Annotated in this window: 26 protein-coding genes; 3 read left to right on the top strand and 23 right to left on the bottom strand. The window is 60.2% G+C overall.

Going from position 1 to position 24,648, the window contains the following annotated elements:
• Positions 1 to 236: 236 nt before the first annotated feature.
• Together K5E40_RS23410 and K5E40_RS23405 are read left to right on the top strand one after the other, a co-directional pair.
• Complete coding sequence (locus K5E40_RS23410; protein WP_221732844.1) at positions 237 to 1,184, top strand: DnaJ C-terminal domain-containing protein; 948 nt, start codon at positions 237 to 239, stop codon at positions 1,182 to 1,184.
• A 23-nt stretch (positions 1,185 to 1,207) separates the two neighbouring features.
• Positions 1,208 to 1,513 carry a chaperone modulator CbpM gene (locus K5E40_RS23405; RefSeq protein WP_221732843.1) on the top strand — a complete coding sequence of 102 codons (306 nt, stop codon included), beginning with the start codon at positions 1,208 to 1,210 and terminating at the stop codon, positions 1,511 to 1,513.
• A gap of 148 nt (positions 1,514 to 1,661) precedes the next feature.
• Here the strand turns inward: K5E40_RS23405 and K5E40_RS23400 are convergent, their stop codons facing one another.
• On the bottom strand, positions 1,662 to 2,789 hold the full coding sequence (locus K5E40_RS23400; RefSeq protein ID WP_221732842.1) for a sensor histidine kinase KdpD: 1,128 nt from the start codon (positions 2,787 to 2,789) through the stop codon (positions 1,662 to 1,664).
• Positions 2,790 to 3,218: 429 nt separating this feature from the next.
• Between K5E40_RS23400 and K5E40_RS23395 the strand changes: the two genes are divergently transcribed.
• Positions 3,219 to 4,847 (top strand): hypothetical protein, encoded by a 1,629-nt coding sequence (locus K5E40_RS23395; protein WP_260455974.1) that lies wholly within the window; start codon positions 3,219 to 3,221, stop codon positions 4,845 to 4,847.
• 163 nt (positions 4,848 to 5,010) lie between these two features.
• Here the strand turns inward: K5E40_RS23395 and ureC are convergent, their stop codons facing one another.
• The 22 genes from ureC to K5E40_RS23285 form a co-directional block, all read right to left on the bottom strand.
• Positions 5,011 to 6,711 (bottom strand): urease subunit alpha, encoded by a 1,701-nt coding sequence (gene ureC, locus K5E40_RS23390; RefSeq protein WP_221732841.1) that lies wholly within the window; start codon positions 6,709 to 6,711, stop codon positions 5,011 to 5,013.
• A gap of 160 nt (positions 6,712 to 6,871) precedes the next feature.
• Positions 6,872 to 7,177: an urease subunit beta gene (locus K5E40_RS23385; protein ID WP_007915947.1), complete on the bottom strand. Its 306-nt coding sequence runs from the start codon at positions 7,175 to 7,177 to the stop codon at positions 6,872 to 6,874.
• Complete coding sequence (locus tag K5E40_RS23380; protein ID WP_221732840.1) at positions 7,177 to 7,710, bottom strand: GNAT family N-acetyltransferase; 534 nt, start codon at positions 7,708 to 7,710, stop codon at positions 7,177 to 7,179. The genes K5E40_RS23385 and K5E40_RS23380 overlap by 1 nt, the downstream gene beginning before the upstream one ends.
• A gap of 5 nt (positions 7,711 to 7,715) precedes the next feature.
• Positions 7,716 to 8,249: a GNAT family N-acetyltransferase gene (locus K5E40_RS23375; RefSeq protein WP_221732839.1), complete on the bottom strand. Its 534-nt coding sequence runs from the start codon at positions 8,247 to 8,249 to the stop codon at positions 7,716 to 7,718.
• 9 nt (positions 8,250 to 8,258) lie between these two features.
• The gene (gene ureA, locus K5E40_RS23370; protein WP_221732838.1) at positions 8,259 to 8,561 is read right to left on the bottom strand and encodes an urease subunit gamma; all 303 of its coding nucleotides are present in this window, start codon (positions 8,559 to 8,561) and stop codon (positions 8,259 to 8,261) included.
• Positions 8,562 to 8,708: 147 nt separating this feature from the next.
• A complete protein-coding gene (locus K5E40_RS23365; protein ID WP_221732837.1) occupies positions 8,709 to 9,548 on the bottom strand; it encodes an urease accessory protein UreD in 840 nt (279 codons plus the stop codon).
• A 30-nt stretch (positions 9,549 to 9,578) separates the two neighbouring features.
• On the bottom strand, positions 9,579 to 10,277 hold the full coding sequence (gene urtE, locus K5E40_RS23360; protein WP_221732836.1) for an urea ABC transporter ATP-binding subunit UrtE: 699 nt from the start codon (positions 10,275 to 10,277) through the stop codon (positions 9,579 to 9,581).
• A gap of 134 nt (positions 10,278 to 10,411) precedes the next feature.
• Positions 10,412 to 11,281, bottom strand: coding sequence for an urea ABC transporter ATP-binding protein UrtD (urtD, locus tag K5E40_RS23355; protein ID WP_409339145.1), 870 nt, complete (start codon positions 11,279 to 11,281; stop codon positions 10,412 to 10,414).
• A complete protein-coding gene (gene urtC, locus K5E40_RS23350) occupies positions 11,278 to 12,357 on the bottom strand; it encodes an urea ABC transporter permease subunit UrtC (RefSeq protein WP_221732835.1) in 1,080 nt (359 codons plus the stop codon). The genes urtD and urtC overlap by 4 nt, the downstream gene beginning before the upstream one ends.
• Positions 12,357 to 13,859: an urea ABC transporter permease subunit UrtB gene (gene urtB / locus K5E40_RS23345; RefSeq protein ID WP_221732834.1), complete on the bottom strand. Its 1,503-nt coding sequence runs from the start codon at positions 13,857 to 13,859 to the stop codon at positions 12,357 to 12,359. The genes urtC and urtB overlap by 1 nt, the downstream gene beginning before the upstream one ends.
• A gap of 162 nt (positions 13,860 to 14,021) precedes the next feature.
• A complete protein-coding gene (gene urtA / locus K5E40_RS23340; RefSeq protein ID WP_221732833.1) occupies positions 14,022 to 15,287 on the bottom strand; it encodes an urea ABC transporter substrate-binding protein in 1,266 nt (421 codons plus the stop codon).
• A 261-nt stretch (positions 15,288 to 15,548) separates the two neighbouring features.
• Positions 15,549 to 16,559, bottom strand: coding sequence for an iron ABC transporter permease (locus K5E40_RS23335; RefSeq protein WP_221732832.1), 1,011 nt, complete (start codon positions 16,557 to 16,559; stop codon positions 15,549 to 15,551).
• On the bottom strand, positions 16,556 to 17,503 hold the full coding sequence (locus K5E40_RS23330; RefSeq protein WP_221732831.1) for an ABC transporter substrate-binding protein: 948 nt from the start codon (positions 17,501 to 17,503) through the stop codon (positions 16,556 to 16,558). Before K5E40_RS23330 ends, K5E40_RS23335 begins: the two co-directional genes overlap by 4 nt.
• Positions 17,500 to 18,288: an ABC transporter ATP-binding protein gene (locus tag K5E40_RS23325; RefSeq protein ID WP_221732830.1), complete on the bottom strand. Its 789-nt coding sequence runs from the start codon at positions 18,286 to 18,288 to the stop codon at positions 17,500 to 17,502. The genes K5E40_RS23330 and K5E40_RS23325 overlap by 4 nt, the downstream gene beginning before the upstream one ends.
• A gap of 113 nt (positions 18,289 to 18,401) precedes the next feature.
• Positions 18,402 to 18,608, bottom strand: coding sequence for a hypothetical protein (locus tag K5E40_RS23320; RefSeq protein WP_401136326.1), 207 nt, complete (start codon positions 18,606 to 18,608; stop codon positions 18,402 to 18,404).
• Between the two features lie 165 nt (positions 18,609 to 18,773).
• Positions 18,774 to 20,153 carry a PepSY domain-containing protein gene (locus K5E40_RS23315; RefSeq protein ID WP_221732829.1) on the bottom strand — a complete coding sequence of 460 codons (1,380 nt, stop codon included), beginning with the start codon at positions 20,151 to 20,153 and terminating at the stop codon, positions 18,774 to 18,776.
• A 90-nt stretch (positions 20,154 to 20,243) separates the two neighbouring features.
• Positions 20,244 to 22,361, bottom strand: coding sequence for a TonB-dependent copper receptor (locus K5E40_RS23310; protein WP_221732828.1), 2,118 nt, complete (start codon positions 22,359 to 22,361; stop codon positions 20,244 to 20,246).
• Positions 22,362 to 22,445: 84 nt separating this feature from the next.
• A complete protein-coding gene (locus tag K5E40_RS23305) occupies positions 22,446 to 22,892 on the bottom strand; it encodes a DUF2946 domain-containing protein (RefSeq protein ID WP_221732827.1) in 447 nt (148 codons plus the stop codon).
• Between the two features lie 21 nt (positions 22,893 to 22,913).
• A complete protein-coding gene (locus tag K5E40_RS23300; RefSeq protein WP_221732826.1) occupies positions 22,914 to 23,393 on the bottom strand; it encodes a copper chaperone PCu(A)C in 480 nt (159 codons plus the stop codon).
• Positions 23,394 to 23,441: 48 nt separating this feature from the next.
• A complete protein-coding gene (locus K5E40_RS23295; RefSeq protein WP_221732825.1) occupies positions 23,442 to 23,840 on the bottom strand; it encodes a DUF2946 domain-containing protein in 399 nt (132 codons plus the stop codon).
• Positions 23,841 to 23,952: 112 nt separating this feature from the next.
• Positions 23,953 to 24,276, bottom strand: coding sequence for a DNA-binding protein (locus K5E40_RS23290; RefSeq protein ID WP_221732824.1), 324 nt, complete (start codon positions 24,274 to 24,276; stop codon positions 23,953 to 23,955).
• Positions 24,277 to 24,280: 4 nt separating this feature from the next.
• Positions 24,281 to 24,616: a type II toxin-antitoxin system RelE/ParE family toxin gene (locus tag K5E40_RS23285; RefSeq protein ID WP_221732823.1), complete on the bottom strand. Its 336-nt coding sequence runs from the start codon at positions 24,614 to 24,616 to the stop codon at positions 24,281 to 24,283.
• Positions 24,617 to 24,648: the final 32 nt, after the last annotated feature.

The following is a 24,648-nucleotide window of genomic DNA, read 5'->3' as shown; positions in this document are numbered from 1 at the left end:
TTCGAAGGCCGGTCATCAGCTATTTCACGACCAGGCTGGGTTGAAAGTCGCCGCTTTGCCCCAAACTTGCTGGCATGGGCCGGCAGACATACCGGCGGTCGCAAGAACCGCCGCCCACTGCCGATAAACTTCTGTTGCGCCACCCGGTCACAAGTTTGAGATCGGTCAACCTGGCACGCGCGAATAGGCGCATGCTGGCATCGGCGCGAAATCGATAACGGATGGTGACTCCTTCAATGGACTTCAAAGACTATTACAAGATACTCGGCGTGGAGCCGACAGCAGACGACAAGGCCATCAAGGCGGCCTATCGCAAGCTGGCGCGCAAATACCACCCCGATGTCAGCAAGGAAAAAGACGCCGAGGCCAAGTTCAAGGATGCCTCGGAAGCCTATGAAGCGCTGAAAAGCGCTGACAAACGTGCCGAATACGACGAACTGCGCCGCTATGGCCAGCACGGACAACCGTTCCAGGGGCCACCGGGCTGGCAGAGCCGTGGCGGCTTTGGCGGCGGTCAGGACACCGGCGACTTCTCGGACTTCTTCAGTTCGATCTTCGGCAATCGCGGCCCCGGTTTCGGTGGTGGCGAAGGTCGGCAACAACGCAGTGCAGGACGCCGAGGGCAAGACGTGGAAATGGAATTGCCGGTTTTCCTCGAAGAGACACTTTCGAACGAATCCAAGAAAGTCACCTTCCAGGTGCCGCAATACAACGCTAATGGCCAGCACGTCAGCAACACCACCAAGAGCCTGAACGTGAAGATCCCGGCGGGCGTGACCGACGGCGAGCGCATCCGCCTCAAAGGCCAGGGCGCACCGGGCATCGGTGGCGGGGCGAATGGCGATCTGTACCTGACGATTCGTTTTGCGCCGCACCCCAAGTTCGATGTCGAAGGCGACAACCTGATCATCACGCTGCCACTGGCGCCGTGGGAGCTGGTGCTGGGGGCTGAAGTGGCCGTGCCGACCCTGACCGGCAAGATCAACCTCAAAGTGCCGGCCGGCAGCCAGAACGGTCAGCGCATGCGGGCCAAGGGTCATGGTCTGAAAAACAAGGCGGGCGAGCGCGGTTACCTGTTCGTGCAGCTCAAGGCCGTCATGCCGAAAGCCGCAGACGATGAGGTCATCGCGTTGTGGCAGGAACTGGCGAAGAAAGCCGCCTTCAATCCGCGAGAGAACTTCTGAACCCAGCGACGGAGTAGCCCAACATGAGCAACCCCCTGATCGTTCAACTGGACATGGCAGAATTCTGTGAGGCAGCCGATTTATCGGACGTCTACGTGATCGAAATCGTCGAACACGGCATCCTCGAACCTCAGGGCGCACAGCCCCGGGACTGGCGTTTCACCGACTACGAACTGGCCCTGGCCAAACGCGCCGCCAAGCTGCGGCGCGATCTGGAGCTGGAGTGGGAAGGTGTTGCGCTGGCGCTGGATCTGCTCGATGAAGTTCGCGAACTGCGGGCCGAGAACAGCATGCTCAAGCAGCGGTTGGGGCGCTTGGTGGTCGAATAGCTTGTCTGATGTTGATCGGTTGTTTGGGCATGGCTCTTCGCGAGCAAGCCCGCTCCCACAATTGGCATGCGGACTTCTGTGCGGAGTGGAATGCGGACTTCTGTGGGAGCGGGCTTGCTCGCGAAGAACGATAAGGCGGTGATCCTGACTAAACGTTTCTGGGCAACACCACGCTGAAACGCGTCCCGTCAGCCTCGTTCGAGCTGACGTCAATCGTCCCGCCATGGGCGGTGACTACTTCCTTGACGATAAACAAACCCAACCCCAGGCTGGTTGACGGCTGACCGAGTTGCTCGTCGGCGCTGCGCACCAACGGGTCGAAAATCGTGCCGATAGCCTCTTCGGGAATCGGCGTGCCGTGGTTATGTACGGACAGGAGCACGCTGTCGCCTTCGCCCCTGAGGTTTATCACCACGTCGCGTTGATTCAAACCATGCTGCAAGGCGTTGCCGATCAGATTTTGCAGGAGCTGGTCGATCCGTCCGGTGTCCCACGTTCCGTGAGTATCGCCGCTGATATTCAACACTGGATCGCATTGCGGATTGCCGGCGCAGGCCTCGGCAATCGCTGCCCGTGCGGCGTTGGCCATGTCCATTGGTACAGGTTCGATCGGCAGGCTCTTGCCCAGACGACAGCGCACCAGTTCGAGTAAATCGCTGATCATCGCCGCCATGTGTCGGGCGCCACGCTTGATGTTCAGGGCACAGGTCAGCGCATCGCCCTCCAGACGGGTTTTGCGCAACAGCAATTCGCTGGACATGCTCACCGCTTGCAGCGGCGCGCGCAGGTCGTGACCGAGGATGGCAAGAAAGATGTCCCGCGAACGCTCAACCTCTTGCGCATAGGCGGCTGTGGACTCGGCCAGCGCTTCATCGATGGCTTCGTTGAAACGGATCATGTCCTGGAAATACACCATGTCCGGTGCCCCCAGGCTTTCGACCCAGCGACGTATCACGCAGGCGCGCAGGTGGCGAAACTCCGAGGTCATCTGCACCAGATCAAAACCGACGGTGTGGCGCAGTTCGCCATGGCTGGAGCCGGCCTGATTGAGGCTGGGGGTTACTTCCAGGCCTTCACCCTTGGCTTTGGCCGCTTGCTCGTCAGGACTTTGCGGTTTGTTCATGTCCCGTGCGGCGGCCAGCAGGATGGCCTTGGCGTGATCACGCAGTGCGTTAGAGTCCAGATAATCGGCGGCGGGCGTAATGGTGCCTGCAAACTCCTCCCATTCATCGACGATACGATCAACGTGTTGCCTGATGAATTCGGATAGGCGCATGGCGGGTTCCCTTCTGGAGTGTTTCGGGATATTAACCTCTTTGTAGTCCCTGCCACAGTACCGTTGAGAAGTATCGGGAAGTTTCTATTGCGCTGGTAGTACAGTTTGGTGTTGATTCATGCACTTAAACTTCGAAATTGTTAATGGTTGCCTGCTCTTTGTGAGTGGTTTTTTGATTATTTTTAGTTGTTTTTATAAGCGAGGTATCTGGTATTTTTATCGTGCATGGAAGAGTTGCAGGCAATCTGAAGTGCATGCTTAGCGTTTTGTAAGATGTTTTGGTTATGTTGTGTATATAGCGTCGTACATAAGGATATGTACTTGCCTGATACCGGGCACTGTAGTTACACAGTAAACAAGCAATCATGCGGCACTCTACTCGGCTACCGATGTTAGTCACTAAAAAATCTATTCAAGGACGAATAATTCATGGTACGAAAACCGCCTCCCAAAGGCCCCGCCTCTGTCGATGTGCACACGAGGCCCGCGCCGCCATCGGACGCTGTCTCGCCGCCTCGCGATACGCTACACCGCTTCGATTTCCTTCCTCCAGACATCGCGTCAACGCGAAGTCTGCCCGGTGATGGCAGCGCCGCAGGCGTGACGCCTGACGCATTCTTGCCAGCATCCACGGTCACGATCAGCGCGGTCACCCCGCCTCCCGAGTTTGCTCGGGCGGTGGCTCGAAACACTTTGCCAGATTACGCGTTCAAGGCGCCGGTTCAACTGCCGGAAGCCGACGCGCACGGTTTACGGTCAGTCAAGGGGCGTGGCTACGCCGAAGTCTCGGGCGGAGATATCGTGCCTGTCGCAACGGATCCGCAAACCGGTCTGTACCGGGCGCGGTTGCAAAGCGAACGGTTTGCGTCGGGGCCTGCGCTGGAGCGTGATCCTGTCAGCGGGCAATGGGCCGAGCTGAGTGAATTCGGATCGGGTGCCAGCCGATCCGCCAGCCCTCGGATAGTCGCATCTGGCAAAACCTTGCAACTGAAACTGTCGGCCGCGCACGAAGTGGAATTCAACGGCGCCAAATACTTCGCCGCCCGGTCACCTGACGCGGGAAACGGGCAACATTACCTGCTGCGGGTACGCGACCCCCAAAAACCGTCCGAACTGCTCAGCAGCGGGATCATTGCCACTCCCGATGCGGCCGGTACCTGGCATCGTCGAGGTCGCAAGGGCGGAATGAACGCCGGGCATTCCGATGAAGAGTTCGAACTGGCGCTGGAATCGCTGCCGACTCGACCGGCGTCTCCCGATGAAGTTTTCGAACTGGCGTCGGAGTCGATGACGATCAAACCCTATACCCCTGAAGAACTCAGCAGCATGCGCCACTATGTGCGTTATTCGGGCGAGAACAACAAGCTGGGCTCATACAGCCGTGCCAACAATGGTAAATATCCGATCAGGGGAATTGATGGCAAACCCATGTATGTCAGAAGCCTTGAGTCAGAAGTGTCCATGGCCAGTGGAAACAGATACTCCTCGGAGCAGGTTCTGCCCTACCTGAAAGCGGGTGGTTTTGAACAGGTCGCCAGGTTGTATGAGGAAAAACTGCAGTTACGCACCTTCACTGACGCAGACATTATCGTTCCCGGCGAAAAGGCTCTGATCGGACAATCGATGGTGGTGGCGAACCGGCGTATCAGTAAAGGGGAAATCATTGGGGTATATGGTGGAGATCTTGTACCTGCTGCTCGCCTGTCACTTGCCGAACAAACATTTGCCATGTACGCAACTACCGGAACTTTTATGGAGGATGGCAGGCCCCGGGAATTTTCAATCGTTGTGGCGGGCGACAATATTGTTTCCAGAATCAACACCAACTTCGTATTTAACGCGGCCGGCCGGCCACTGCGTCAATCGCCGGGAGGGTATAACGTTGAAACCGTTGCTTTTCGCGTTGAAGTCGAAGACCGATCCGAAGGAGAGGTGGTTCGCAGAGGGTTAGAGCTGAGTACTGTTTTTGCTACAACGGATATTCCGGCGGGTAAGGAACTAAGGTTGAATTATCACTACTCCCGCGAGATGGTCGCTTTGTTGTTTCCGGCTCCATGATGGATTGTTTGTAATCTCGTTGCCGATACAACACTGAGCGGGGCGGATTCGAGAGCGTGGCTGATCTGTGGGTGAGTCATCTGCCCCGCCGTAAGTCGGGCCATCGTCACCTATGCAGAGATACCGAGTACGGACACAAGTGTCCGTACTCGGGACTCGGGCTCTAAAACAGAAAGTAGCGTTGAGCCATCGGCAGCGTTTCCGCCGGTTCACACCACAGCAGCACACCGTCAGCCTTGACTTGATACGTCTGCGGATCGACATCGATGTTTGGCAGGTAATCGTTGTGGATCAGGTCGGTTTTCTGCACCTCGCGGCAACCTTTGACCACGGCGATCTTCTTCTTCAAACCCAATGCTTCGGGCAACCCGGCCTCCTGCGCGGCTTGGCTGATGAAGGTCAGGCTGGTGGCGTGCAGCGAGCCACCGTAACTGGCAAACATCGGGCGGTAGTGCACCGGTTGCGGGGTTGGGATTGATGCGTTGGCATCGCCCATCAGGCTGGCGGCAATGGCGCCGCCCTTGAGAATCAGCGTCGGTTTGACGCCGAAAAACGCCGGACGCCACAGCACCAGATCCGCCCATTTGCCGACTTCGATCGAACCGACTTCATGGCTGATGCCATGGGTGATCGCCGGGTTGATCGTGTATTTGGCGATGTAGCGTTTGGCGCGGAAGTTGTCGTTGCCTTCGCCGTCCTGCGGCAAAGGACCGCGCTGTTTTTTCATTTTGTCGGCGGTTTGCCAGGTGCGGGTGATGACTTCGCCAACACGGCCCATGGCTTGGCTGTCGGAGCTGATCATCGAGAAGGCGCCGAGGTCATGAAGGATGTCTTCGGCGGCAATCGTCTCGCGGCGGATGCGGCTTTCAGCGAACGCGACGTCTTCGGCGATGCTCGGGTCGAGGTGGTGACAGACCATCAACATGTCGAGGTGTTCATCGATGGTGTTGCGGGTAAACGGCCGGGTCGGGTTGGTCGAACTCGGCAGCACGTTGGCAAACCCGCAGGCCTTGATGATGTCCGGCGCGTGGCCGCCACCGGCACCCTCGGTGTGGTAGGTGTGGATGGTGCGGCCCTTGAAGGCGCCGAGGGTGGTCTCGACAAAGCCGGATTCGTTGAGAGTGTCGGTGTGGATCGCCACCTGCACGTCATATTGATCGGCGACGTTCAGGCAGTTGTCGATGCTCGCCGGGGTGGTGCCCCAGTCTTCGTGCAGCTTGAGGCCAATGGCGCCGGCCTTGACCTGCTCGATCAACGGTTCCGGCAGGCTGGCGTTGCCCTTGCCGGTGAGGCCGATGTTCATCGCGAAGGCGTCGGCGGCCTGGAGCATGCGCGCCAGATGCCACGGGCCTGAAGTGCAGGTCGTCGCGTTGGTGCCGGTGGCCGGTCCCGTGCCGCCGCCGATCATGGTGGTGACGCCGCTCATCAGCGCCTCTTCGATCTGCTGCGGGCAGATGAAGTGGATGTGCGTGTCGATGCCGCCGGCGGTGAGGATCATGCCTTCGCCAGCGATCACTTCGCTGCCGGCGCCAATGGCCATGGTCACGTTGGGCTGCACGTCCGGGTTGCCGGCCTTGCCGATGGCGACGATGCGACCGTCCTTGAGGCCGACGTCGGCTTTGACGATGCCCCAGTGGTCGATGATCAGCGCGTTGGTGATCACGGTGTCGACCACCTCGGCGGCCAGCAATTGGCTCTGGCCCTGGCCGTCACGGATGACTTTACCGCCGCCGAATTTCACTTCTTCGCCGTAGGTGGTGAAGTCTTTCTCGACTTCGATCCACAGCTCGGTGTCGGCCAGGCGCACCTTGTCGCCGACGGTGGGGCCGAACATGTCGGCGTAGGCTTGTCTTGAAATTTTCATGTGCTCGCCTTGGAATTCAATTGTCTTTGAGGCTGTTCGCTGCGCTCACAGATTCGCGAGCAAGCCCGCTCCCACAATTGACCGCATTTCAACTGAAGGGACGCGGTCGAATGTGGGAGCGGGCTTGCTCGCGAAGGGGCCAGAGCGCACACCGTATTATTCAGAGATCACCCATGACCCGTCCGGCAAAACCGAACACCCGGCGATGCCCGGCGTAATCCACCAGCTCAACCTCGCGACTCTGTCCCGGCTCGAAGCGCACCGCCGTGCCGGCCGGAATATTCAGGCGCATGCCACGGCTGGCCGCTCGATCAAAGGTCAGGGCGTCATTGGTTTCGAAAAAGTGATAGTGCGAGCCGACCTGGATCGGCCGGTCGCCGCTGTTGGCGACTTTCAGGCTGACCGTGCGGCGGCCGACGTTGAGTTCGATGTCGCCGGGCTGGATCTGGTATTCACCGGGAATCATCACTGGGCTCCTTGCAGAATCTTGTAGTAGAGGGCAGTTGGCCGATAGGTGCCGTGCGGGTCACAGGCGTAGTCGGGGATTTCACCTGCGCGGATGTAGCCAAGCGCCCTGTAGAAGTCTTCGGCTGGAGAGCCGGCTTCGGTGTCGAGGTAGAGCAGGCCGCGTTTGTGTCTTGGGGCTTCGAGCTCCAGCGCGCTCATCAATTGCTGGCCAAGACCGCGCCGACGGGCGTGTTCGCGCACGAGCAGTTTCTGCACTTCGGCGCGATTGAGACCGTTGGCCTTCTGGCACAGTCCCAGTTGCACACTGGCCTGCACTTGCTCGTCCTTGACCACCACCCAGAGCAACACGCTGCCCTTGTTGACGTTGTCCTGAACCTCATCGAAATAGGCGCGAGCCTGGGCCGCATCGAGGTTGGCCATGAATCCGACACTGGCGCCATAACCCACTGCATCGAGCAGCAGATCGATCAGGCCCTGACGATAGTGGGCAAAACTTTCAGCATTGACGCGGCGCAGTTGGGCGGCGTTCATCGATGTCACTCCTTGTTGGCGTCAGGCGGCTGCGCGCCAGGGTTGAGGGTGAGCTGCATGAAGGTCAGGTCGAGCCAGCGACCGAACTTGGTGCCGACTTGCGGCATCTGGCCTGTGGTTATGAAACCGGCGCGTTCATGCAAGCGAATCGAGGCAGCGTTGCCAGTTTCGATGGCGGCGACCATGACGTGCTTGCCACAGGCCCTGGCCCGCTCGATCAGCACGCTCATCAGTTGCGGGCCGAGGCCGTTGCCGCGTTGGTCGCTGCGCACATAAACCGAGTGCTCGACGGTATGACGGAAACCGTCGAATGGCCGCCAGTCACCAAAAGAAGCGTAGCCGAGCACCGCGTTGTCGGCGTCGACGATCACCAGAATCGGATAAGCCTGGGCCTGACGGGCGCTGAACCATGCCTGACGGTTGCCGAGGTCGACGGGCGCGTCGTTCCAGATCGCCGTGGTGTTGAGCACCGCATCGTTGTAAATGTCGCGGATCGCCGGCAGGTCGGCATGCAGCGCATCGCGAATGCTGTAAGTCATGGCCCGGCCTCAGACGATCGGTTGGTGAACAGTGACCAGTTTGGTGCCGTCGGGGAATGTCGCTTCGACCTGGATCTCGGGGATCATCTCCGGGATGCCTTCCATCACTTGTTCGCGGGTCAGCAGGGTGGTGCCCAAGTGCATCAGCTCGGCCACGGTCTGGCCGTCACGGGCGCCTTCGAGCAGCGCGGCGGAGATGTAGGCCATGGCTTCGGGGTAGTTGAGCTTCACACCGCGCGCCAAACGCCGTTCGGCGACGAGGCCGGCGGTGAAGATCAACAGCTTGTCTTTTTCGCGTGGGGTCAGGTCCATTGTTGGGTTCCATCAGGGCAGATTGAAAAATGTGCACAAATCCCCTGTGGGAGCGGGCTTGCTCGCGAAAGCGGTAGGTCAGCCAGCATCTGTGTGAATGACACACCGCCTTCGCGAGCAAGCCCGCTCCCACAGTTGGATTGCATTTCAGGTGTTCCAGATTCGAGGGGGCTGGGCTTCGCGGTCTAGCAGCGCCGGGCGTAACAGGCGCCATAAATCGATGAGCCAGGCACGCGCGAGCAATGCTTCGTTAGCCAGACAACGAGCCACCAACAGCCCCGGCAACTGCGTCAGATCCCCGCGCACTTCATGGCCCAACGAGCGGCAGCGCTCCAGCCGTTCAGCATCAATCTCACCGGTCACCAGCAACGTGGCAAACACCGGATGGCCGTCCAGCCCTATCGGCGAATCGAGCAAACCGTCATCGCCGACAATGCGCTGGCGCTCATGCCAGAGCAATCGACCGTCGCGACGAATATCCAGGTGCGATTGAAAATGCCCGAGGTCGAAACGCTCGCCGCTGGCCGGGCGACCCAGCGCCACCACGTCCCAGTAGAACAGCCGCGCATCCCCCTCAAGCTCAATCGAGGTGGTCAGCTCAGCCTGTGCGGCGCTGTAGACGATGGTTTCCTGTGGCAGCCATTCCAGCGTTGCTCCGGCAGCGACTTTCAAGTCGAGCTTTTGAAAGGCAGGGCCCGCGGCGCGATACCACTTGGCCGCGCCGGGGTTGGTGATCTGCGCCCAGGCGTGCGGTTCGACGCGGGCGCTGATGTCCAGCCGATCACCGCCGGCAATGCCACCCGGCGGATGGACGATGATGTGCTGGCAGACCTCGGGACCTTCGGCATACAGATGCTTCTGCACCCGCAGCGGGCCGAGGTGTCGGCGCTGAACCGGGCGCGTGCAGTCGCCGAAGCGGGCGTACGCCAACTCCAGCTCGGCGTGCCAGCTCGGGGTAAACAGGGCAGTCGTTAAAGGTAAATTCATGTTTTCTGATTATCGTTAGGACGCTACAGGTTAGATCGTAACCAGTCCGCGCACACCCTCGGCTTCCATGTTTTCTCCGCGTCCCTGCTGGACAATCTCGCCCCGGGACATCACCAGGTACTGATCGGCCAGTTCAGCGGCGAAATCGTAGAACTGCTCCACCAGCAGAATCGCCATGTCGCCTCGGGCTGCGAGCTTTTTGATCACCGCGCCAATCTCCTTGATCACCGACGGCTGAATACCTTCGGTGGGTTCGTCGAGGATCAGCAAACGCGGACGACTGGCCAGGGCTCGACCAATGGCCAACTGTTGTTGCTGACCACCGGACAAGTCGCCGCCGCGCCGCTGCTTCATTTGTAGCAGCACCGGGAACAATTCGTAGATGAACGCCGGGACTTCCTTGGCCTCGGAACCAGGAAAACGCGACAGGCCCATCAGCAGATTTTCTTCCACCGTCAGACGCCCGAAAATCTCCCGGCCCTGCGGCACATAAGCGATCCCGGCGTGCACCCGCTGATGCGGCTTGAGCGTGGTGATCGGTTTGCCTTCCCAATTCACTGCGCCTTCCTTGGCCGGCAACAGACCCATCAGGCATTTGAGCAGGGTGGTCTTGCCCACGCCGTTGCGCCCGAGCAGGCAGGTGACCTCGCCGACCTTCACGTCAAAGCTCAGGCCGCGCAGGATGTGGCTACCGCCGTAGTACTGGTGCAGCGTGTCGACTTGCAGCATTCTCAAATTCTCCTCAAATCCCCCTGTGGGAGCGCGCTTGCTCGCGAATGCGGTGGATCAGTCGCCATCAACTTTGAATGACACACCGCATTCGCGAGCAAGCCCGCTCCCACATTGGAAAGGTGTTTTCAGGGTCAGCGGCCGAGGTAGACCTCGATCACCCGCTCGTTTTCTTGCACCTGCTCAAGCGACCCTTCGGCCAGCACGCTGCCCTGGTGCAACACCGTGACGTGATCGGCAATCGAGCCGACAAAGCCCATGTCGTGTTCCACTACCATCAGCGAATGCTTGCCTGCCAGCGACTTGAACAGCTCGGCGGTGAATTCGGTTTCAGCGTCGGTCATGCCCGCGACCGGTTCGTCGAGCAGCAGCAGTTGCGGGTCTTGCATGAGCAACATGCCGATTTCCAGAAACTGCTTCTGGCCGTGGGATAACAAGCCCGCCGGGCGATTGACCGAGGAGGTCAGGCGAATGGTTTCCAGCACTTCGCTGATGCGCTCACGTTGCTCGCCACTCAGGCGCGCACGCAAACTGGCCCACACCGATTTGTCGGTTTTCTGCGCCAATTCGAGGTTTTCGAACACGCTCAGCGCTTCGAACACTGTCGGCTTCTGGAACTTGCGGCCGATGCCGGCCTGGGCGATCTGCACTTCGCTCATCTGCGTCAGGTCCAGGGTTTCGCCGAACCAGGCCTTGCCGTGACTGGGGCGCGTCTTGCCGGTGATCACGTCCATCAGCGTGGTCTTGCCCGCGCCGTTGGGGCCGATGATGCAGCGCAATTCGCCGACGCCGATGTACAGGTTGAGGTTGTTCAGCGCCCGGAAGCCATCGAAGCTGACGCTGATGTCTTCCAGGGTCAGGATCGTCCCGTGGCGAGTATCGAGCCCCGGGCCAACGCGCTGACCAAGGCCGATCGAGTCGCGGCTGGTGCCCTCATCCTTGTTGGGCTCCACGGGAAAAAAGGCCGGTTCGAGCATGAATTCAGCACTTGCTGTGACTCTCATTGTTCACCTCGTTTCTTCAGCAGACCAATCACGCCTTTGGGCAAGTACAGGGTCACGACGATGAACAGCGCGCCGAGGAAGAACAGCCAGTACTCGGGGAACGCCACGGTGAACCAGCTCTTCATGCCGTTGACCACGCCGGCGCCAAGCAACGGCCCGATCAACGTGCCGCGTCCGCCGAGGGCGACCCAGACCGCCGCTTCGATGGAGTTGGTCGGCGACATTTCGCTTGGGTTGATGATCCCCACCTGTGGCACGTAGAGCGCACCGGCCAAGCCACACAACACCGCGCTCAACACCCAGACAAACAGCTTGAAGCCACGCGGGTCGTAACCGCAGAACATCAGGCGGTTTTCCGCATCGCGCAGCGCCGTCAGCACTCGGCCGAACTTGCTTTGCGCCAGACGCCAGCCGATAAACAGACTCGCCACCAGCAGCAACACCGTCGCCAGAAACAGCACCGCACGGGTGCCCGGTTCCGTGATGCCGAAACCGAGAATCGTGCGGAAATTGGTGAAGCCGTTGTTGCCGCCAAACCCGGTCTCGTTACGGAAAAACAGGAGCATGCCGGCGAAGGTCAGGGCCTGGGTCATGATCGAGAAATACACGCCCTTGATCCGCGAACGGAAGGCGAAGAAGCCGAACACCAGCGCCAGCAAACCCGGCGCCAACACCACCAGGCACATGGCCCAGACAAAGCTGCTGGTGCCGGCCCAGTACCACGGCAATTCGGTCCACGACAGGAAGGTCATGAACGCTGGCAAATCATCACCGGCGGCCTGACGCATCAGGTACATGCCCATCGCATAACCGCCGAGGGCGAAGAACAAGCCGTGGCCGAGGGACAGCAGACCGGCGTAACCCCAGACCAGATCCAGCGCCAGCGCGACGATGGCGTAGCAGAGGATTTTGCCGACCAACGTCAGGGTGTACGCCGAGACATGCAGCGCGTTTTCCGGCGACAACAGCGACAGCAAAGGCATTGCGATCAGTAGCGCGAGGATCACCGCGCCAACGGCAATCGTGACTTTCGGGCCAGCCTTTTGCGTGGCCGTGACTAATAGAGGCTGGTTCATCAGTCGATCACCCGTCCTTTGAGTGCGAAGAGGCCTTGCGGACGTTTCTGAATGAACAGAATGATCAGCGCGAGGATCAGGATCTTGCCGAGCACCGCACCGATCTGCGGTTCGAGAATCTTGTTGGTGATACCGAGGCCGAACGCCGCGAGCACGCTACCGGCCAATTGGCCGACGCCGCCAAGCACCACCACCAAAAACGAATCGATGATGTAGCTCTGGCCGAGGTCCGGGCCGACGTTGCCAATCTGGCTCAGCGCCACACCGCCGAGGCCGGCGATACCAGAACCGAGACCGAAAGCCAGCATGTCGACGCGCCCGGTTGGCACGCCGCAGCAAGCAGCCATGTTGCGGTTTTGGGTGACAGCACGCACGTTGAGGCCCAGGCGTGTCTTGTTCAGCAGCAGCCAGGTCAGCACCACCACAAACAACGCGAAGGCGATGATGACGATGCGGTTGTACGGCAGCACCAGATTCGGCAGCACCTGAATGCCACCGGACAGCCAGGCGGGGTTGGCCACTTCAACGTTCTGTGCGCCGAACAGTAAACGCACAAGCTGAATCAGCATCAGGCTGATGCCCCAGGTGGCGAGCAGGGTTTCCAGCGGTCGGCCATACAAGTGGCGAATCACCGTGCGCTCCAGCGCCATGCCGATGGCGGCGGTGACGAAGAACGCCACCGGCAGCGCGATCAGCGGATAGAACTCGATGGCCTGCGGGGCGTAGCGCTGGAACATCAGTTGCACCACGTAGGTCGAGTAGGCCCCTAGCATCAGCATCTCGCCGTGGGCCATGTTGATCACGCCCAGCAGACCGAAGGTGATCGCCAGGCCCAGCGCCGCGAGCAGCAGGATCGAGCCGAGTGACATGCCGCTGAACGCCTGGCCGAGTATTTCGCCGATCAGCAGTTTGCGTTTCACCTGAGCGAGGCTGGTTTCGGCGGCAGTGCGCACGCTGGCATCGGTTTCGACACCGGGTTCAAGCAAGCCTTCGAGACGAGTGCGAGCCAGCGGATCGCCGGTTTTACCGAGCAAGCGCACAGCGGCCAGCCGCACGGCGGGGTCAGTGTCGACCAGTTGCAGATTGGCCAGAACCAGGCTCAGGGCGGCGTGGACGCTTTCATCTTTTTCGCCAGCCAGTTGCTGGTCGAGGAATTTCAGCTGCGCGGGTTTCGCGCTTTTCTGCAATTGCTGCGCGGCAGCCAGACGGATTTTGGCGTCGGCGGCGAGCAATTGGTGGCTGGCCAGAGCGGTGTCGATCAGACCCCGCAGGCGGTTGTTCAGGCGCAGGGTTTTGGCTTGGCCGTCGAGGGTCAGTTCGCCTTGTTGCAGGGCGTTGATCAGTTCTATACGGGCCGGGTCGGGCTGCGCGGCCCAGTCTTGCAGCAGTTTGGCTTGTTGCATGGCGTTGGCGGCGACGAAGTCTTCGGCGTCGCCGGAATGCGCGGCCATCGGCAGTAAGAGCGCGATAGCGAGGAATAGACGGTAAAGGGCAGTCAGCATGTCATTGGCCTTACGCGGACAATGTGGGAGCGGGCTTGCTCGCGAATACGATGGGTCAGTCACATTGATGTTGGATGTGCCGCCGTCTTCGCGAGCAAGCCCGCTCCCACAGGGAATTGCATCAGGTCCGGGTTTTGTGCTCGGGCCCTGACACCCAGTGGCTCAGTTGCTCTTCACCGCATAATCCGGCTTCTTGTCGTTGCCTTCGATAAACGGGCTCCACGGCTGCGCACGGATCGGGCCTTCGGTCTGCCAGACCACGTTGAACTGACCATCGGCCTGGATCTCGCCGATCATCACCGGTTTGTGCAGGTGGTGATTGGTCTTGTCCATGGTCAGGGTGTAACCCGACGGCGCGGCAAAGGTCTGGCCGGCGAGGGCTTCGCGGACTTTGTCGACGTCAGTGGACTTGGCTTTCTCCACGGCCTGCGCCCACATGTGGATGCCGACGTAGGTGGCTTCCATCGGATCGTTGGTCACCGCTTTGTCGGCGCCCGGCAGGTTGTGTTTCTTCGCGTAGGCCTTCCAGTCCGCGACGAACTTCTTGTTCACCGGGTTCTCCACCGACTCGAAGTAGTTCCATGCCGCGAGGTTGCCCACCAACGGTTTGGTGTCGATGCCGCGCAGCTCTTCTTCGCCCACCGAGAACGCCACCACCGGTACGTCGGTGGCTTTCAGACCCTGGTTAGCCAGCTCTTTATAGAACGGCACGTTGGAGTCGCCGTTGACCGTGGAAATCACCGCAGTCTTGCCACCCGCCGAGAACTTTTTGATGTTGGCAACGATGGTTTGATAGTCGCTATGACCGAACGGTGTGTAGACCTCTTCGATGTCCTTGTCGGCCACGCCTTTGGAATGCAGGAACGAACGCAGGATCTTGTTGGTGGTGCGCGGGTAGACGTAGTCGGTGCCTAGCAGGAAGAAACGCTTGGCGCTGCCACCTTCTTCGCTCATCAGGTATTCAACCGCCGGGATCGCTTGCTGATTGGGCGCAGCGCCGGTGTAGAACACGTTCGGCGACATCTCTTCGCCTTCGTATTGCACCGGGTAGAACAGCAGACCGTTGAGTTCTTCGAACACCGGCAATACCGATTTACGCGACACCGAGGTCCAGCAACCGAACACCACGGCAACCTTGTCCTGGGTCAGCAACTGCCGGCCCTTTTCGGCGAACAACGGCCAGTTCGACGCCGGATCGACGACCACCGGCTCCAGCATCTTGCCGTTGACGCCGCCCTTGGCGTTGATCTCATCGATGGTCATCAGCGCCATGTCTTTGAGCGATGTTTCGGAGATCGCCATGGTGCCGGACAACGAATGCAGAATCCCGACCTTGATGGTCTCGGCGGCCTGGACAGTCCAGGTCATGCCCATCGCGGCAATGGATGCCGTGAGTGTGAAAGCCTTGATCAAACTGCGACGCTTCATTGTGCGATCTCCATGAACGTTAAAGTTTTTTATGGTTGGCAGATGCGGACGACTGAAGGGTGTTTTGCAAGGGCTGTGCCCGGTCGGGGAGGGGCAGGGAAATGTCGGTTTAGAGCGCTTGCGCGTGGGTTCGGTGCACCATGAAGGAACGCTCGTGGAGCGTTGGTGCAGGCGGCCGCGCCAGATTGGGGCGCGATCTAGTGGTAAACAAAAATCAAATGTGGGAGCGAGCCTGCTCCCACAGTTTTGAAAGGTGGACAGTCAGCGACGGCGCATCAGACCGATGAAGAACAGCCCGCCGATTGCGGCCGTGGCGACGCCGATGGGCAGGTCTTCGGGGGCGATCATCGTGCGTGCGGCGACGTCGACCCAAATCAGAAACACACTGCCGAGCAGCACACACACCGGCAGCAATTGCCGGTGTTCGGCACCGACCAGGCGGCGCGCAATGTGCGGCACCATCAGCCCGACAAACCCGATGGAGCCGCTGATCGACACCAGCACCCCGGTCATCAACGAGGCGATGACAAACACCCGCAAGCGTACCGAGCGAGCATTCAGGCCGAGGGTCACGGCGGTCTGTTCACCGGCCATCAACGCGTTCAACGGACGCGCCATGCCCAGCAGCAAGATCAGCCCGAGCAACACGCTGGCCGCGGGCACTGCGAGCAGCTCCCAGCGCGCCAGGCCGAGCCCGCCGAGCATCCAGAACATCACCGCCGAACTGGCGCGGTGGTCGCCCATGAACAGCAGCAGATTGGCGATCGCCATCATCACGAACGACACCGCCACACCGCACAGCAGCAAGCGATCGCTGTCGAGCCGGCCATGGCGACTGGCAATCGCCACCACCACGAGCATGCTCAGCAGCGCGCCGATGAACGCCGCAATCGGCAAGGTCAGCAGGCCGATGATTTCACCGACGTGCAGCACCACAATCACCGCGCCCAACGTCGCTCCGGATGTCACACCGAGCAGATGCGGATCGGCCAGAGGGTTGCGCGTCACCGCTTGCAGCACCGCGCCGATCAGTGCGAGGCCCGCACCGACCAGCGCCCCGAGCAACATACGCGGCACACGGATCAGCCAGACGATATGTTCCTGCCCTGCGCTCCAGTTCACCTCGCCGAAACCGAGCGTCTTGTGCAGCAAAATCCGCCACACCACGTCGACCGGCACCCGCGCCGGGCCGAAGCCGAGCGACACCACACACGACACCAGCAACAGGGCGCTGAGGGCCATCAGCAACAGGGCGTAGCGACGGTTGATCATTCGCCGTGAAAACCTTTGGCCAGTGTTTCAACGGCCAGCACGTTGTCGATTCCCGGCGTGGCTTGCACGTAGGGGATGACGATGAAGCGCTGGTTCTTGATCGCGTCCACCGATTGCAGCGCTTTGTTCTTCAGCAGGAATTCGATTTTTTGATCGGCGGTGATTTCGCTGTAGTCGACGATCACGATGACCTGCGGATTGTGCTCGACCACTGTTTCCCAGTTGACGCGGGTCCAGCTCGCTTCGACGTCATCGAGAATATTGCGCCCGCCCGCTGCATCGATCAGCGCTTGCGGCATGCCGAGGCGGCCGGACGTCATGGCGCGGTCTTCGCCGCTGTCGTAGAGGAACACGCGGGGTTTCTCGGCGGGCAGGTCTTTGCGCACGTCGGCGACTTGCGCCTGCATCCGGGCGATCAGCGCATTGGCGCGATCCTGCACGTCGAAGATTTTGCCGAGGTTGCGCAGGTCGTTGTAGGTGTCTTCAAGCGAGGCGGCCGGGCGCTTCATCACGAAAGCGCAGGACTCGGTCAGCTCATACACATTGATGCCCAGCGGTTGCAGGGTCTGTGGCGTGAGATCACCGCCCACGCGCATGCCGTAATCCCAGCCGGCGAAGAAGAAATCGACGTTGGCGTTGAGCAGGGTTTCCACCGACGGATATTTCGCTGCCAGCTCGGGCAAGCCGTCGAGCAGCGACTGCATATCAGGGGTGACCGACTTCCAGCCACTGACGCCGCTGTAACCGGCCATCCGCGATTTGAGGCCGAGGGCGAGCATCATCTGGGTCATGTTGATGTCGTGGCTGACCGCGTGTTTTGGCGCTTCCTTGAACGTCACTTCGCGGTTGCAGCTTTGAACGGTCAGCGGGTATTTCGTGGCCTCGGCCAAGGCTTGGGCACTGCACAGCACAAGAGCGACGCAAAGCAGGGAACGCACAGTCATGGTCGGGTTATCCAGGTGATTCGCGGGTAGTCGTGAAGGGGGTGAGAGTCGATCAATGCCTCGACGCCGAAAACGTCGCGCAGCAGTTCCGTGGTGAGGACTTCTTGCGGTGTGCCGCTGGCGACGATACGGCCGTGGTTGATCACGTACAGTCGGTCGCAGAACGCGGCGGCCAGGTTCAGGTCGTGGATGCTGGCGAGGGTGCCGATCTTCAGGCGTTTGACCAGTTGCAGCAACTCAAGCTGATAGCGCGGGTCGAGGTGGTTGGTCGGTTCGTCGAGCATTAGCAGTTGCGGTTGCTGGGTCAGGGCGCGGGCAAGAATCACGCGTTGTTTTTCACCGCCGGAGAGGGTGGCGAAGGCGTGGTCTTCGAAGCCGTCCAGGCCGACTGACTTGAGCGCTTGAGTCGCAAGGTTTCGATCCTCGAGGGTTTCGCCGTCGAACAGACCTTTGTGCGGCGTGCGGCCCATGGCGACGACTTCTTCGACGGTCAGGCCGAAAGCGTCGGGGAATTCCTGCAAGACCACAGCGATGCGCTGCGCGCACCAGCGTGAGGATTGTTTCCAGACGTTGTGGTGATCCAGTTTGACCTCGCCGTTTTCCGGCGGGCTGAAGCGATACGCACAGCGCAACAGGCTGGTCTTGCCGCTGCCGTTGGGACCGATCAGGCCGACGAACTCACCGGCGGCCACGTGCAGCGAGGCGTCACGCAGCTGGAACTGGTGATGGCAGTGGCCATGGCCCAGGGGTGTCCAGGCGAGGTTGGCGATTGTCAGTGCGGTCATCTTCTACTCTGAAATATCGGGTGCTGCTGATGACGCCTTCGCGAGCAAGCCCGCTCCCACAGTGGAACGCATTTCAATGTGGGAGCGGGCTTGCTCGCGAAGGGGCCGGTGAATCAAAAGGTGTAATCAGCAGTGACAAAGAACGACCTCGGCTCGCCGAGTGTCCACTGTTGGCCCTCATTGTATTGGCTTTGCGCATATCGGCGGTCAAACAGATTGTTCACCTGCAAACCCAGGGTCGTGTTGTGCAAGACTTGCCAAGACAACGTCGCACCCACCACGGTGCCGTTACTCGGGGCGATCAGATCGAAACCGGACAAGATGTACTTGTTGATCGGGATGGTGAATCACTTCTTCAAAAGAATGCCCGCAGCGTTTTGGCCGCGGGCAGAATGGCAAGCTGGAGTTATACAGTAACACTATTGATCGCCGACTTATAAGGCCAGCATTTTATAGAACTGCCTGAGACGCGCATCTCGACGGACTCATGATGAAGGTGAGGCAGATTCAGTTTGTCGGCCTAGTCGCGCAAGCAGCAGCCGATCAAGCAACCACACCACCACCAACGAAGCCCCCACCAGAGGAAATATCACCGCCAGCGTCAGCATGATCACCACCCCGGTTTTCCATTTCGGCAAGTCATGACGCAGCGGCGGCACACCGAACTTGCCCTGTGGCCGACGTTTCCACCAGATCACCACACCACTGACAGCGCTGAGCAAAATCATCAGGCAGATCAGCAGCACGACGATCTGGTTGAAGGTGCCGAACATCTTGCCTTCGTGCAGCATCACGCCGATTTCGGTGGCGCGGGCCACCGTGCCGTACTGTTCGAAGCGCACATCGGCGAGGACTTTGCCGGTGTACTGATCGACATGCAGGGTGGCGTCGTTGCGTGGGTCATCGGCGAACACGGCGATGGTGAATACGCCGGTGGCGGTGGTTGGCAGGGTGATGCTGTAACCCGGCTCGACCTTGCGTTGGTTGGCGATGTCCTGCACCGCTTGCAGGCTGATGGCAGGCGCGGCGGGGCCGGCGTGGGCGTCACCGTGGGCCATGTGTTCAGCGTGGTCGCCGGACATCGGCATCGGCGTGTTTTCCATCGCCCATGGCACGGTCTGGCGGGTGGCGCTGTTGAGGCTGCGGGCCTCGACGTCAGAGGTCGGCACGTTGTCCCACATGGCGGCCGGGAACACGTTCCACACCTGTGCGTATTGTTTGCCCCAGAAGCCGGTCCAGGTCATGCCACTGAGCAGCATCACCAGCAACAGGGTCGCGCCCCAGAACCCGGTGACGGCGTGCAGGTCACGCCACAACACGCGGCCGCGACTGTTCAATCGCGGCCAGAGAATGCCGGCTGCCTGACCGCGCGGCCACCACAGGAAAAGCCCCGACACCACCAGCACCACCCCCCAACCGGCGGCCATTTCGATCAATCGGTCGCCTACGGTGCCGATCATCAATTCGCCATGAATCGCGCGGGCGATGGCTTGCAGGTTCTGCTTGGCATCCTGCTCGCCGAGGATGTCGCCGTGGTACGGGTCGATGAACACGTTGAGTTCGTGCCCGGCGTTCTTGACGACAAATTGCGCACTGCGTTCGCCGTTCAGCGGTGGCAGGTACTGCGTGACCTGGCCTTGTGGGTAAGCGCTTTTCACCCGTTGTAGCAAATCGTCGGCCGGAACGGTGTGGTGCCCGGCCGGGACGTTGAGCAGGCTGCTGTACATCAGCGAATCGAGCTGCGGTTTGAACAGGTAAATGATGCCGGTCAGGGCCAACATCACCATGAAGGGCGCGACGAATAAACCGGCATAGAAATGCCAACGCCAGGCCAGGTTGTAGAAATTCGGTTTGGGCTTTTGCATCACGTTTGCTCCGCTTGGCTTGGATCTTTTAGTTGTTCTGCATTGGGTGGAACACCGCATTGCCCTTGTGGGAGCGGGGGGCCAGCTCCGTTAGAAACTCATGTCCACCTTGGTCCAGAGCGTGCGCCCCGGTTCGTTGATGGCTTGCGGGTCATTGGCCGGGTAGCCGAAACCGGCGTTGCCCGCCAGGTTCAGGTGTTCGGCGTAAGCCTTGCCGAACAGGTTGTCGACGCCGCTGCTGACCTTCCAGTGCTTGTTGATCCGGTAGGCACCGTTGAGCGAGAACACGCCGAAGCCCGAACTCTTGTCGTAATCCTTGCCGACCACGTTGCCCTTGTTCTGGTCGATACGGTTTTGCGCGGCCACTACCCTCCACAGTGCGCCGGCGCTCCAGTTGTCTTCGCTGTAGGTCAGGCCCAGACGTGCATCGAGCGGCGGCATCTGCGGCAGTGCCTTGCCGTCGCTGCTGTTCTTGCCCCAGGCGTAGGCCAGGGTCGCATCGGCTTTCCAGTGGTCGGTGAGTTTGTAAGCAGCACCGAGTTCACCACCCATGATCCGCGCGTCGATGTTCTCGGCGCGGGAGGTCGCGCCCATCATCCCGGGGGTGTAATCGAACAGGATGTAATCGCGCACCACGCCGATGTAGCCGGAGGCCCAGGCTTCGAGTTCGGCGCTCTTGTAGTTCACGCCGAAATCGAACTGCGTGGTCTTTTCCGGTTTGATCGAGTCGAACGCGTTGACCGAACCCGCCGGGCCCGACTTGGGCGAAAACAGTTCCCAGTAATCCGGGAAACGCTGCACATGACCTAGGCCGGCGAAGAGCGTGGCCGGGCTGTCGGCCAGGTCATGCTCGTAACGGACGAAGCCGCTTGGCAGTGTGTCGGCGCGGGTGTTGTCGGCGGTTGGATTGGGGCGCGACATCATTCCCGAACCGGTGCTCTGCCGATAATCCTTGGCTGAAGCACGGTCGATTCGAGCGCCCGTGATCAGTCGGTCACGGTCGGCGGCGTACCAGGTCATTTCGCTGAACACACCGTAGTTGTGGAAGTCGGCGTCCTTGTTGCGCGGCACGTTCTTATAGGTGTCGATGCCCATCGCTTTGCGCTGGCGATGCTCGTTGGTCTGCGCATCGAGGCCGGTGATCAACTGGATATCGGCCCAGCGCCAGGTGGCCTTGATCCGCGCGCCGAGGGTTCGGCGGTCGACGTTGGACGCCATCGCCCCGGCCATCATCCCGGTGCCGGACGGCGTGCGCAGGGTGTAGTTGTCCATCACATGGTCGGCGTAGTTGTAGTAGACCTGCGCTTCCAGTTTCTCCAGCACATCGCTGATGTTGGATTTTTCGAAACGCAGCCCGAGGCTTTCACGCAGGAACTGCGAACCGTCCATGCCGCGACCGGCGTAGCGGGCTTCGCCGTCGCCCTTGCCGGCAGTCAGCTCGATCAAGGTGTCGGCGTCCGGGGTCCAGCCGAGCGCCACGTCGCCGTTCCACTTGTCGTAGCGCGAAGCGACGATGTCATTGTTGCCGTCGCGATAGTCGTCGGAATGCGCGGTGTTGCCGATCACCCTTACATAGCCCAGCGGCCCGCCGGCAGCGGCATCGACCACTTTGTCGAAACGGCCGTGGGAGCCGGCCAGAATGCTGGCGTTCACCCGCGTGCCGAGTTCGCCGAAACTCTCCGGCTCACGGTCGAACAGCACCGTACCGGCCGATGCGCCGGGGCCATAGAGCACGGTTTGCGGGCCTTTGATGACGGTGAGCTTGTCGTAGGTTTGCGGCGAGATGTACGACGTTGGCGCGTCCATCCGGCCGGGGCAGGCGCCGAGCATCATGCTGCCGTTGGTGAGAATGTTCAGCCGCGAACCGAACATGCCGCGCAGCACCGGATCGCCGTTGGTACCGCCGTTGCGCACCAGGGCGAAGCCCGGAATGGTCTTCAGGTAATCACCGCCATCACTGGCCGGCACCGGTTGGCGCGGATCCTTGGGGTTGGTGACAACCGTCAGTGGCGAACTCGGCGCAATGGCGGTGATCACCGTCGGGCTCAGTTCATCCGCGTGTGCGGCGTGATCATCGGCCAGCACCAGAGGGGACAGCAGGACGCCGCAAAGGACGGCGGTCGCGTGCCTGAAACGAATACGCGATTCGTTCAAAGCGAAGGACGCCTGGGCAGCGCCCGAGCGTGGAACAGCAGAAAACCTGGACATGACAATTTCCATCAAACAGTCGTAAACGACACGGCCGGCAGCCTGAAGCTGTCTTCTCAACCGTGTGTAATCAGAGGTGGGTGTTTACGCGGCGATGGGCGGGGCGCGGGTGCGGGCGCCGGGGAAGAAGGTTTGCCGGGCATGGCCCAGGCGCGGGGAGGGCGGGGTGAAGGTGTTGGCGTGGGCGATGCTGAATGCGGCGAACGAGCCACCGCCGGTCAGCGCCGGGCAATTGAACAGCAGGCTGCAATAGCCGCACTTTTCCCACAGTGCGTGGTGCGAGGATTGCGGCGGGCAGTGTTCGGCGCAAGGCTTGGCGCCGTGCCCGGCGTGCTCCATGCCCGGCATGTCCATCGCCATGTCCATGCTCATCGGCATGGAGGTCGAGGCGTGTTGATCCATCGGCATCGACTGAGAAATCAGTGGGCCGATGAAGATCATCAACATGGCGAACAGGGCGATCCAGCTGCCGCAGGTCAGATGTTCAGTCTGACGGCGTTGCAGGGATGGCCTGGCGCTCAGCGGGCGCATGGGCGTCGTTAACCGTATCGGTTATTGGGCGTGCGCGTGTTCCGGCATGTCGTGCGGCGGTTTTTTCTGCACGGCGACTTCGACGGTGACGTCCCCGGCCTTCTCGAAATGCATCGTCAGCGGAAAGCGTTTGCCGTCGCTGAGCAGGCTGCGATCGGTCGGGTTGAGCAGCATGACGTGATAGGCCATCGGCGCGAACGTCACCTTGCCGCCGGCCGGAATGTCTACGCTCGGCACTTGCTGCATCTTCATCAGATCGCCCTGCATCACGTGCTCGTGCAATTGCGCTTCGGGGGCGATAGGCGAGTCGACACTGAGGAGTCGATCGGCCGTTTTTCCGGCGTTATGAATCACGAAATACGCCGCGACGGTGGGTGCGTTGGGCGGCAGTTCCTGCGACCACGGGTGGGCGATTTCCAGCTCCCCGGCCTTGTATTCATGGGCATGGGCAAAACACGCAGGCAACAGCAACGCAGCGAGGACGATGATTTTTTTCAACATGGCAGTTCTCCAGAACGATTTGAAACGCAGGTCAATTGCGCGAACAAATCAAACCAGAGGGGAAGCGCGGGGATTGAGGCTCGGCCATTGCTGGCGCGGTGTGGGTGTTTGCAGTGAGGCGGGTGCCACGCTGCGATTGCTCTCAAAACGGGCGAAATACAGCGGCGGCGCATGCCCTGGCAGCGCCACCAAAGGCGCCGACCCCGAGCAACACCAGCAATGCTGCATGTTGGAGTGGCTGTCGCTGGGCGGAGCTTTCTGATCCGTGGTGCCGATGTTGATCGCCACCATTTTCGTCCCGCTGCCGGTGCAGAAACTGCTCCACAGCAGTTGTTCGGCCGGTGAATTGGCCGCTTGCGCCATCGCCCCCGTCATCGGCATGGCAAGCATGTTGAACAGCACTGCAAAGCAGGCGATCCAGGCAATGGCTAGCCGTTGTCGGTTCATGGGACAGATCCGTTGGATGGGCGATCAGGCGCGGCTATTTAGCCTGATCGGGGCCGATAAGTAAAAAAGCGTCGTGCGGTTTGGTGTCGCAGCGCACTCTTCAATTACGTGCTCAGTTCACTGGTACGGCATGAACCTGCATATCGACACCAAGCGTAGCGCGGATTACCGAAAATATTTTGGCCAGGTTGTCCATGCTCGGATTACCGTTGGCTGACAGCATTCGATGCAGGCTTTTACTGGGTTTTTGGGTCTCCCTTGCAAGCTCTTCGAAGCCGACCGTCGCGTTAACAAGATCGCGCAAAATGATCCTCGCCATTTCTGGTTCGCCATTGAGGAACAGCGTAGCGGCCTCATCCAGCAATGCTTGAGCAAACTCCGGGTCTCGTTGGGCACGTTCTGCAATTGAATGTTTGTAGCTTCGAGTGAGAACCATCAAATTACCTCCGGTCCTGTTCAGCTTTTTTTCGAGTTCGAAATTCGGCTATCAACGCTTTCGCTTGTTTGATGTCTTTTTTTTGTGTGGATTTGTCTCCTCCTCCGAACAAAATGATCAGCCGTTTTCCTTCTTGTATGAGATAGATTCTGTACCCTGGTCCCCAATTGATTCTGTATTCGCCTAGACCGTCGAACGATTTGATGTTGGAAGTGTTGCCCATTTCCAATCGAATCATTGCATTAGAAACCTTGATTGCCGCCTGTACGTTCAGCGTGGAAATCCACCGGCCAAACGGGCTTGATTCATCTTCCTGCAGATATTCTTCGAGTGTGATCACGGCTGGCTCTGAAGGTAACAAATAGGTTACTT

Origin of the sequence: Pseudomonas baetica, from assembly GCF_019733355.1 — a bacterium.
GTDB lineage: Bacteria > Pseudomonadota > Gammaproteobacteria > Pseudomonadales > Pseudomonadaceae > Aquipseudomonas > Aquipseudomonas baetica_A.
This window is presented reverse-complemented; position numbering and strand designations above follow the sequence as displayed.

What these genes read in the sequence shown, in the direction of transcription:
- urtB (WP_221732834.1), bottom strand. Translation starts at nt 13,859, where the DNA reads ATGCTGACTGCCCTTTACCGTCTATTCCTCGCTATCGCGCTCTTACTG.
- K5E40_RS23335 (WP_221732832.1), bottom strand. Translation starts at nt 16,559, where the DNA reads ATGATCAACCGTCGCTACGCCCTGTTGCTGATGGCCCTCAGCGCCCTG.
- K5E40_RS23410 (WP_221732844.1), top strand. Translation starts at nt 237, where the DNA reads ATGGACTTCAAAGACTATTACAAGATACTCGGCGTGGAGCCGACAGCA.
- K5E40_RS23385 (WP_007915947.1), bottom strand. Translation starts at nt 7,177, where the DNA reads ATGATTCCCGGTGAATACCAGATCCAGCCCGGCGACATCGAACTCAAC.
- urtD (WP_409339145.1), bottom strand. Translation starts at nt 11,281, where the DNA reads ATGAGAGTCACAGCAAGTGCTGAATTCATGCTCGAACCGGCCTTTTTT.
- ureC (WP_221732841.1), bottom strand. Translation starts at nt 6,711, where the DNA reads ATGAAAATTTCAAGACAAGCCTACGCCGACATGTTCGGCCCCACCGTC.
- K5E40_RS23400 (WP_221732842.1), bottom strand. Translation starts at nt 2,789, where the DNA reads ATGCGCCTATCCGAATTCATCAGGCAACACGTTGATCGTATCGTCGAT.
- K5E40_RS23405 (WP_221732843.1), top strand. Translation starts at nt 1,208, where the DNA reads ATGAGCAACCCCCTGATCGTTCAACTGGACATGGCAGAATTCTGTGAG.
- ureA (WP_221732838.1), bottom strand. Translation starts at nt 8,561, where the DNA reads ATGGACCTGACCCCACGCGAAAAAGACAAGCTGTTGATCTTCACCGCC.
- K5E40_RS23325 (WP_221732830.1), bottom strand. Translation starts at nt 18,288, where the DNA reads ATGACCGCACTGACAATCGCCAACCTCGCCTGGACACCCCTGGGCCAT.
- urtA (WP_221732833.1), bottom strand. Translation starts at nt 15,287, where the DNA reads ATGAAGCGTCGCAGTTTGATCAAGGCTTTCACACTCACGGCATCCATT.
- K5E40_RS23315 (WP_221732829.1), bottom strand. Translation starts at nt 20,153, where the DNA reads ATGCAAAAGCCCAAACCGAATTTCTACAACCTGGCCTGGCGTTGGCAT.
- K5E40_RS23375 (WP_221732839.1), bottom strand. Translation starts at nt 8,249, where the DNA reads ATGACTTACAGCATTCGCGATGCGCTGCATGCCGACCTGCCGGCGATC.
- K5E40_RS23310 (WP_221732828.1), bottom strand. Translation starts at nt 22,361, where the DNA reads ATGTCCAGGTTTTCTGCTGTTCCACGCTCGGGCGCTGCCCAGGCGTCC.
- urtC (WP_221732835.1), bottom strand. Translation starts at nt 12,357, where the DNA reads ATGAACCAGCCTCTATTAGTCACGGCCACGCAAAAGGCTGGCCCGAAA.
- K5E40_RS23295 (WP_221732825.1), bottom strand. Translation starts at nt 23,840, where the DNA reads ATGAACCGACAACGGCTAGCCATTGCCTGGATCGCCTGCTTTGCAGTG.
- K5E40_RS23305 (WP_221732827.1), bottom strand. Translation starts at nt 22,892, where the DNA reads ATGCGCCCGCTGAGCGCCAGGCCATCCCTGCAACGCCGTCAGACTGAA.
- K5E40_RS23365 (WP_221732837.1), bottom strand. Translation starts at nt 9,548, where the DNA reads ATGAATTTACCTTTAACGACTGCCCTGTTTACCCCGAGCTGGCACGCC.
- K5E40_RS23290 (WP_221732824.1), bottom strand. Translation starts at nt 24,276, where the DNA reads ATGGTTCTCACTCGAAGCTACAAACATTCAATTGCAGAACGTGCCCAA.
- K5E40_RS23330 (WP_221732831.1), bottom strand. Translation starts at nt 17,503, where the DNA reads ATGACTGTGCGTTCCCTGCTTTGCGTCGCTCTTGTGCTGTGCAGTGCC.
- K5E40_RS23395 (WP_260455974.1), top strand. Translation starts at nt 3,219, where the DNA reads ATGGTACGAAAACCGCCTCCCAAAGGCCCCGCCTCTGTCGATGTGCAC.
- K5E40_RS23300 (WP_221732826.1), bottom strand. Translation starts at nt 23,393, where the DNA reads ATGTTGAAAAAAATCATCGTCCTCGCTGCGTTGCTGTTGCCTGCGTGT.
- urtE (WP_221732836.1), bottom strand. Translation starts at nt 10,277, where the DNA reads ATGCTGCAAGTCGACACGCTGCACCAGTACTACGGCGGTAGCCACATC.
- K5E40_RS23380 (WP_221732840.1), bottom strand. Translation starts at nt 7,710, where the DNA reads ATGAACGCCGCCCAACTGCGCCGCGTCAATGCTGAAAGTTTTGCCCAC.